Raw genomic sequence first — 5503 nt, forward strand, 5'->3', positions numbered from 1 at the left:
GCCCCGGCGAGGCCGGCGAGGGCCGCCGCGCCCGCCGGCTGCGCGCGGCAGGGGCCACGGGCCCGGCCGACGGAGCGACTCCGGCGGCGCCCGAGCAGGCCGATCCGTACGCGGAGATCCCCGCCCAGCCCGTGTACGGCGAGGAGACGTACGCCTACCAGGGCTACGACCAGGGCTACGACGACCAGGGCCGGACCTACGGCGGCCCGCAGCCGTACCCGCCGGCGTACGACCCGCACCACCAGGACGGCTACGCCTACGACCAGCAGCCGTACGGCTACGCCCAGCACCCCGACGCCCAGCACCCGTACGACCAGCACTACGACGCCTACGGGCGCCCGGTCTCCTACGACCCCCAGCACCCGGACGGGAGCCCACAGCAGTGAAGCGCGCCCCCCTGACCCTCGCTGCCGTGGCCGCCGCGCTCGCCGCCGTCACCGGCGTCGCCGCCCTGACCGCACCGGCCGGCGCCGGAGCCTCCGACGGCAGCCGCGGCGCGGCCGCCCGGCTGCCCGTGGAGCGGTCCACGCTGACCTGCCCGGCGCCGTCCTCCTCGGACATCGCCGAGACCACGTACACCGCGATCACCCCCGGCGCTCCCGGCGCTTCCGGCGCCCAGGGCGGCTCCGGACCGGGCCGGGGCGGGGCCCGGCTGGTCGGAGCGACCAAGGAGGCCAAGCCGCTGCTGGAGCTGAAGGAGCCCGGCAAGCCCGCCGGGACCACCGCCTCGGGCGCGGAGGCCCCGGCGCTGACCGGCACGGCCGACGGCGCCCTGGCCCCCGGCTGGACCGTGCAGCAGACCACCAAGGTCGCGGCGGTCCAGGCGCGCGGCCTGCTCGGCGTGGCCTGCACCCCGCCCGGCACCGACTTCTGGTTCCCGGCGGTGAGCACCGGCAAGGGCCGCCAGGACTACGTCCACCTGACCAACGCCGACGACGCCCCGGCCGTGGTGGACATCAAGCTGTTCGGGCCGGACGGGGCGGTCAACTCCCAGCAGGGCGGCGGCGAGAACATCAAGGTCGCGCCCAAGTCCTCCGTCGCCGTGCTGCTGTCCACCCTGGTACCCGGCCAGCTGCCCGACCTCACCGCGCATGTGACGACCCGTTCGGGACGGGTCGGCGCCTCCGTGCAGGTACTGGAGGACGGGGTGGGCGCCGACTGGCTGCCCGCCTCGGTCGACCCGGCGGGCTCGCTGGTGCTGCCCGGCATCCCGGCGGACGCCACGTCCGTGCGGCTGGTCGCCCACGCGCCCGGCCGCGACGACGCGGACCTGCGCCTGCGGCTGGCCGGGCCGGGCGGCTCCATCAGCCCCGCCGGGAACGAGCAGCTGCACGTCAAGGCCGGCATGACGGCCGTCGCGGACCTCGGCGAGGTCACCCGGGGGGAGCCGGGCTCGCTGGTGCTGACCCCGGTGGACGGCCGCAAGGCGGTGGGCGTGGTCGCGGCCCTGCGGGTGGTCCGCGGTACGGGCGCCAAGCAGGAGCTCGGCTTCGTCCCGGCGGCCGCGCCGGTGGGCGCGCGGGCGACGGTCGCGGACAACCGCACCGACCAGAACTCCACGGTGCTCTCGCTGACGGCGGCGGCCGGCCAGGACGCGAAGGTGAAGGTCACCGCGTCCCCGGCCACCCAGGGCGGCGAACCGGCCGCCCAGGAGTTCACGGTCAAGGCGGGCACCACACTGGCGCTCTCCCCGCCGCCGGCCCCCGGGCCCGGCGCAAAGGGCTCGTACGCCCTGACGGTGGAAACCCTCTCGGGCGGCCCCGTCCACGCCTCCCGCACCCTGTCCCTCCCGCACGAGGGCATCGCCATGTTCACGATCCAACCCCTGACGGACGACCAGAGCACGGTAGAAGTCCCAAAAGCCCACCAAGACCTCTCAGTCCTCACCCCCTGACCCCCGCCAGGGGCGCACAACGGAAACCCGAGAGAACAAGTCGGCCCCCGTCAGGGGCGCGAGGAACTGCGCGAGCAACCCACCCCGACGGAAAGCCGAGAGACAGGGAGATCGCCCCGGTCAGGGGCGCGGGGAACTGCGCGAGCAACCCACCCCGACGGAAAGCCGAGAGACAGGGTGGACCCCCAGGGGCGCGGGGAACTGCGCGACAGGCCCAGCCCGAACGGGCCCACGCAGACATCGCCGGGCCTAGTCCTCCCCGTACCGCGGATCCACCGTCTCAGGCGCAAGCCCAAGCAGCTCTGCCACCTGCTCCACCACGATCTCGTGGACGAGCAACGCCCGCTCGTCCCGACTCTTCGTCCGGATCTCCACCGGCCGCCGGTACACCAGGATCCGCGGCGGCCGCCCCGGCTGCCCCGTGACCACGCCCCCCAGCGGCACCGCCTCGTCGCTCCACGAGGCATCCGCCCCGCCGGGCGGCCCCGGCACCTCCGCGACCACGAACTCCACCTCGGCCAGCTGCGGCCACCGCCGCTCCAGCCGCTCCACCGAGTCCTGCACGAGATCGCCGAAGAGCTCCGCGCGGCTCGCCGACAGCGGCACCTGCGGGGGAGCGACGGGACCGCGCATCCCGCGGCCGTGCCGGTCGCGGCGCCGCGTGCGCGGCACACGCGGCTCCTGGGGGCGCTCGCCGGGGACGGGGGTCAACGGGGTGTCCATCACTCACGCAGGGTAGCTCCGTCCTGCCGCACAGGGACGAGGACGTGACCGGATGCCGCCGGGCCCGGGGGCCCGACCGCCGCGGTGACCCCCGGTGACCCCGGTGATCTTTCCCGATCTGTCAGTGACAGCCCGAACCACGCAGATTGTCGCATTCCGTACCACCTCGTGACCGCTTCCGACACCGCACCCACCCGCCGCGCCCCGCGCCGCGCCCCCGCCACCCCGCCCCCACCAAGCCCCGTACGGTCGTGATCAGGCCACGACACGGGGGAGTGAGCCGGGGGAGAGTCGTCGCGGCCCGGTCAAGAGTGCGGTACCGTCCAACGTCGTGAGCCTTGTACGTCGCTGTTCGCGCACCGCGTGCGGCCGCCCTGCCGTCGCAACACTGACGTACGTCTACGCCGATTCGACCGCAGTCCTCGGCCCGCTCGCCACCTACGCCGAACCCCACTGCTACGACCTGTGCGCCGAGCACAGCGAGCGCCTGACCGCGCCCCGCGGCTGGGAAGTCGTACGCCTGTCCGACGGTTCTGCGCCGTCCCGGCCGAGCGGTGACGACCTCGAAGCCTTGGCCAATGCTGTCCGGGAAGCGGCCCGTCCGCACGACCGTGCGGCCGAGGCCGGCGGGTCCGGTTCCGGCTCCGGATCCGGCAGGGGCGGCGGCTCCGCCACCGGCGAGACGCGCCGCGGCCACCTGCGCGTCCTGCGTTCGCCGGAATCCTGACATCCGGATCATCGGAAGACCCGCTCGCCGCTCAGGGTAGGTTTGCTCCACCGCACAGAACCTCAGGAGGGCAGGCAGTGGCCGCTGATCTTTCGAACATCGTCAAGGCGTACGACGTACGTGGCGTCGTCCCGGACGAGTGGGACGAGCGCCTCGCCGAACTGTTCGGAGCCGCGTTCGTCGAGGTCACGGGCGCCGACGCGATCGTCGTCGGGCACGACATGCGCCCCTCGTCGCCCGGCCTGTCCGGCGCCTTCGCCCGCGGCGCCGCCGCCCGCGGCGTGGACGTCACGCTGATCGGGCTCTGCTCCACCGACCAGCTGTACTACGCCTCGGGCTCGATGGACCTGCCCGGCGCCATGTTCACCGCCTCGCACAACCCGGCCCAGTACAACGGCATCAAGCTGTGCCGCGCCGGCGCCGCCCCGGTCGGCCAGGACACCGGCCTCTCCCAGATCCGCGAGCTGGTCGAGCGGTGGTCCGAGGAGGGCGCCCCGGCCCCCGCCGCCACCCCCGGCACCGTCACCGAGCAGGACACCCTCGCCGGCTACGCGCAGCACCTGCGCACGCTGGTCGACCTGACCTCGATCCGCCCGCTCAAGGTGGTCGTGGACGCGGGCAACGGCATGGGCGGCCACACCGTCCCCACGGTCTTCGAGGGCCTGCCGCTGGAGCTCGTCCCGATGTACTTCGAGCTGGACGGCACCTTCCCCAACCACGAGGCCAACCCCCTCGACCCGAAGAACATCGTCGACCTCCAGGCCCGCGTGAAGGCCGAAGGCGCCGACCTCGGCCTCGCCTTCGACGGCGACGCCGACCGCTGCTTCGTCGTCGACGAGCGCGGCGAGGGCGTCTCCCCCTCCGCCATCACCGCCCTGGTCGCCGCCCGCGAGCTGGCCCGCAACGGCGGCACCGGCACCGTCATCCACAACCTGATCACCTCCTGGTCCGTCCCGGAGGTCGTCAGGGAGAACGGCGGCACCCCGGTCCGCACCCGCGTCGGCCACTCCTTCATCAAGCAGGAGATGGCCGGCACCGGCGCCATCTTCGGCGGCGAGCACTCCGCGCACTACTACTTCAAGGACTTCTGGAACGCGGACACCGGCATGCTCGCCGCGCTCCACGTCCTCGCCGCCCTCGGCGGCCAGGAGGGCACCCTCTCCGCCCTGGTCTCCTCCTACGACCGCTACGTCGGCTCCGGCGAGATCAACTCCACCGTCGCCGACCAGGCCGCCCGCACCGCCGCCGTCCGCGCCGCGTACCAGGGCCAGGAGGGCGTCACCTTCGACGAGCTGGACGGCCTGACGGTCGCCACCGCCGACTGGTGGTTCAACCTGCGCCCCTCCAACACCGAGCCGCTGCTCCGGCTGAACGTCGAGGCCCGCGACGCCGCGACCCTGGCCAAGGTCCGCGACGAGGTCCTCGCGCTGGTCCGCGCGTAACGCCGCCGGCGGGGCTGGATACGGCTCTGCGGCCGGCTTTGCCGCGCAGGCCGTATTCCAGCCCAGGGCGCACTATCCAGCCCGCGCGGCGTTTGAGCGCACCGGGCGCGGAGCGCACGGAGCGGGGTCCGGGGCGGAGCCCCGGTTTCGGGAAGGGGCGGGGTGGGGAAAGGCCCCGCGCAGCGGCCGCCCACCGCGCCCCCGACCCGCCGGACCACCCGTCCCGCCGCCGGACCACCCGTCCCGCCGCCGGACCACCCGTCCCGCCGCCGGTACCACCCCTCCCGCCGCCGGGCCGCGCGAGCCGCGCCCCGGCGGTACGCTGACCTGGCCCAACCGATCACCGCACGTTTCGAAGGGACGTCCCCATGCCGCTCGAAGCCGGCCTTCTGGAGATCCTCGCCTGCCCCGCCTGCCACTCGGCCCTGGAGGACCGCTCGGGTGACGAGGCGGCCCCGGAGCTGGTCTGCACCGGTTCCGACTGCGGCCTGGCCTACCCCGTCCGGGACGGCATCCCCGTCCTCCTCGTGGACGAGGCCCGCCGCCCCGCCTGAGAACGTACGGCAGGACCCGGACCGCACCCGCACGCGAAGACGACGGAGGCCGCCATGCTCGACGAGTCGTTGCTCGACGCACCGGAGGAGCTCGCGCGCGCCGACCGCCGCGGCCTGCTGCGCGGCGCCGCCGAAGCCGGGGCCCGGGTCCGCACAGCGGCCC

General features: G+C 74.7%; 5 protein-coding genes and 1 pseudogene. 5 read left to right on the forward strand and 1 reads right to left on the reverse strand.

Annotation, left to right across the window (positions count from 1 at the left end):
• Both GPJ59_RS32685 and GPJ59_RS32690 read left to right on the forward strand, forming a co-directional pair.
• Positions 1 to 386 (forward strand): annotated as a pseudogene (locus GPJ59_RS32685) (family 2 glycosyl transferase); the annotation flags it as partial.
• Complete coding sequence (locus tag GPJ59_RS32690) at positions 383 to 1894, forward strand: DUF5719 family protein (protein WP_219671540.1); 1512 nt, start codon at positions 383 to 385, stop codon at positions 1892 to 1894. The pseudogene GPJ59_RS32685 and the gene GPJ59_RS32690, both read left to right, overlap by 4 nt.
• Positions 1895 to 2143: 249 nt before the next feature.
• Here the strand turns inward: GPJ59_RS32690 and GPJ59_RS32695 are convergent, their stop codons facing one another.
• Entirely contained in the window at positions 2144 to 2617 is a 474-nt protein-coding gene (locus tag GPJ59_RS32695; RefSeq protein ID WP_219671544.1) for a metallopeptidase family protein, read from the reverse strand.
• A gap of 331 nt (positions 2618 to 2948) precedes the next feature.
• Here GPJ59_RS32695 and GPJ59_RS32700 point away from each other — a divergent pair, with 331 nt between their 5' ends.
• The 3 genes from GPJ59_RS32700 (at position 2949) to GPJ59_RS32710 (ending at position 5340) form a co-directional block, all read left to right on the forward strand.
• The gene (locus GPJ59_RS32700; protein WP_219671541.1) at positions 2949 to 3344 is read left to right on the forward strand and encodes a DUF3499 domain-containing protein; all 396 of its coding nucleotides are present in this window, start codon (positions 2949 to 2951) and stop codon (positions 3342 to 3344) included.
• A gap of 77 nt (positions 3345 to 3421) precedes the next feature.
• Positions 3422 to 4786 (forward strand): phosphomannomutase/phosphoglucomutase, encoded by a 1365-nt coding sequence (locus tag GPJ59_RS32705; protein ID WP_219671542.1) that lies wholly within the window; start codon positions 3422 to 3424, stop codon positions 4784 to 4786.
• A gap of 368 nt (positions 4787 to 5154) precedes the next feature.
• Positions 5155 to 5340 carry a Trm112 family protein gene (locus tag GPJ59_RS32710; RefSeq protein ID WP_219671543.1) on the forward strand — a complete coding sequence of 62 codons (186 nt, stop codon included), beginning with the start codon at positions 5155 to 5157 and terminating at the stop codon, positions 5338 to 5340.
• Positions 5341 to 5503 lie beyond the last annotated feature (163 nt).

The organism is Streptomyces bambusae, from assembly GCF_019400985.1.
GTDB classification, from domain to species: domain Bacteria; phylum Actinomycetota; class Actinomycetes; order Streptomycetales; family Streptomycetaceae; genus Streptomyces; species Streptomyces bambusae_A.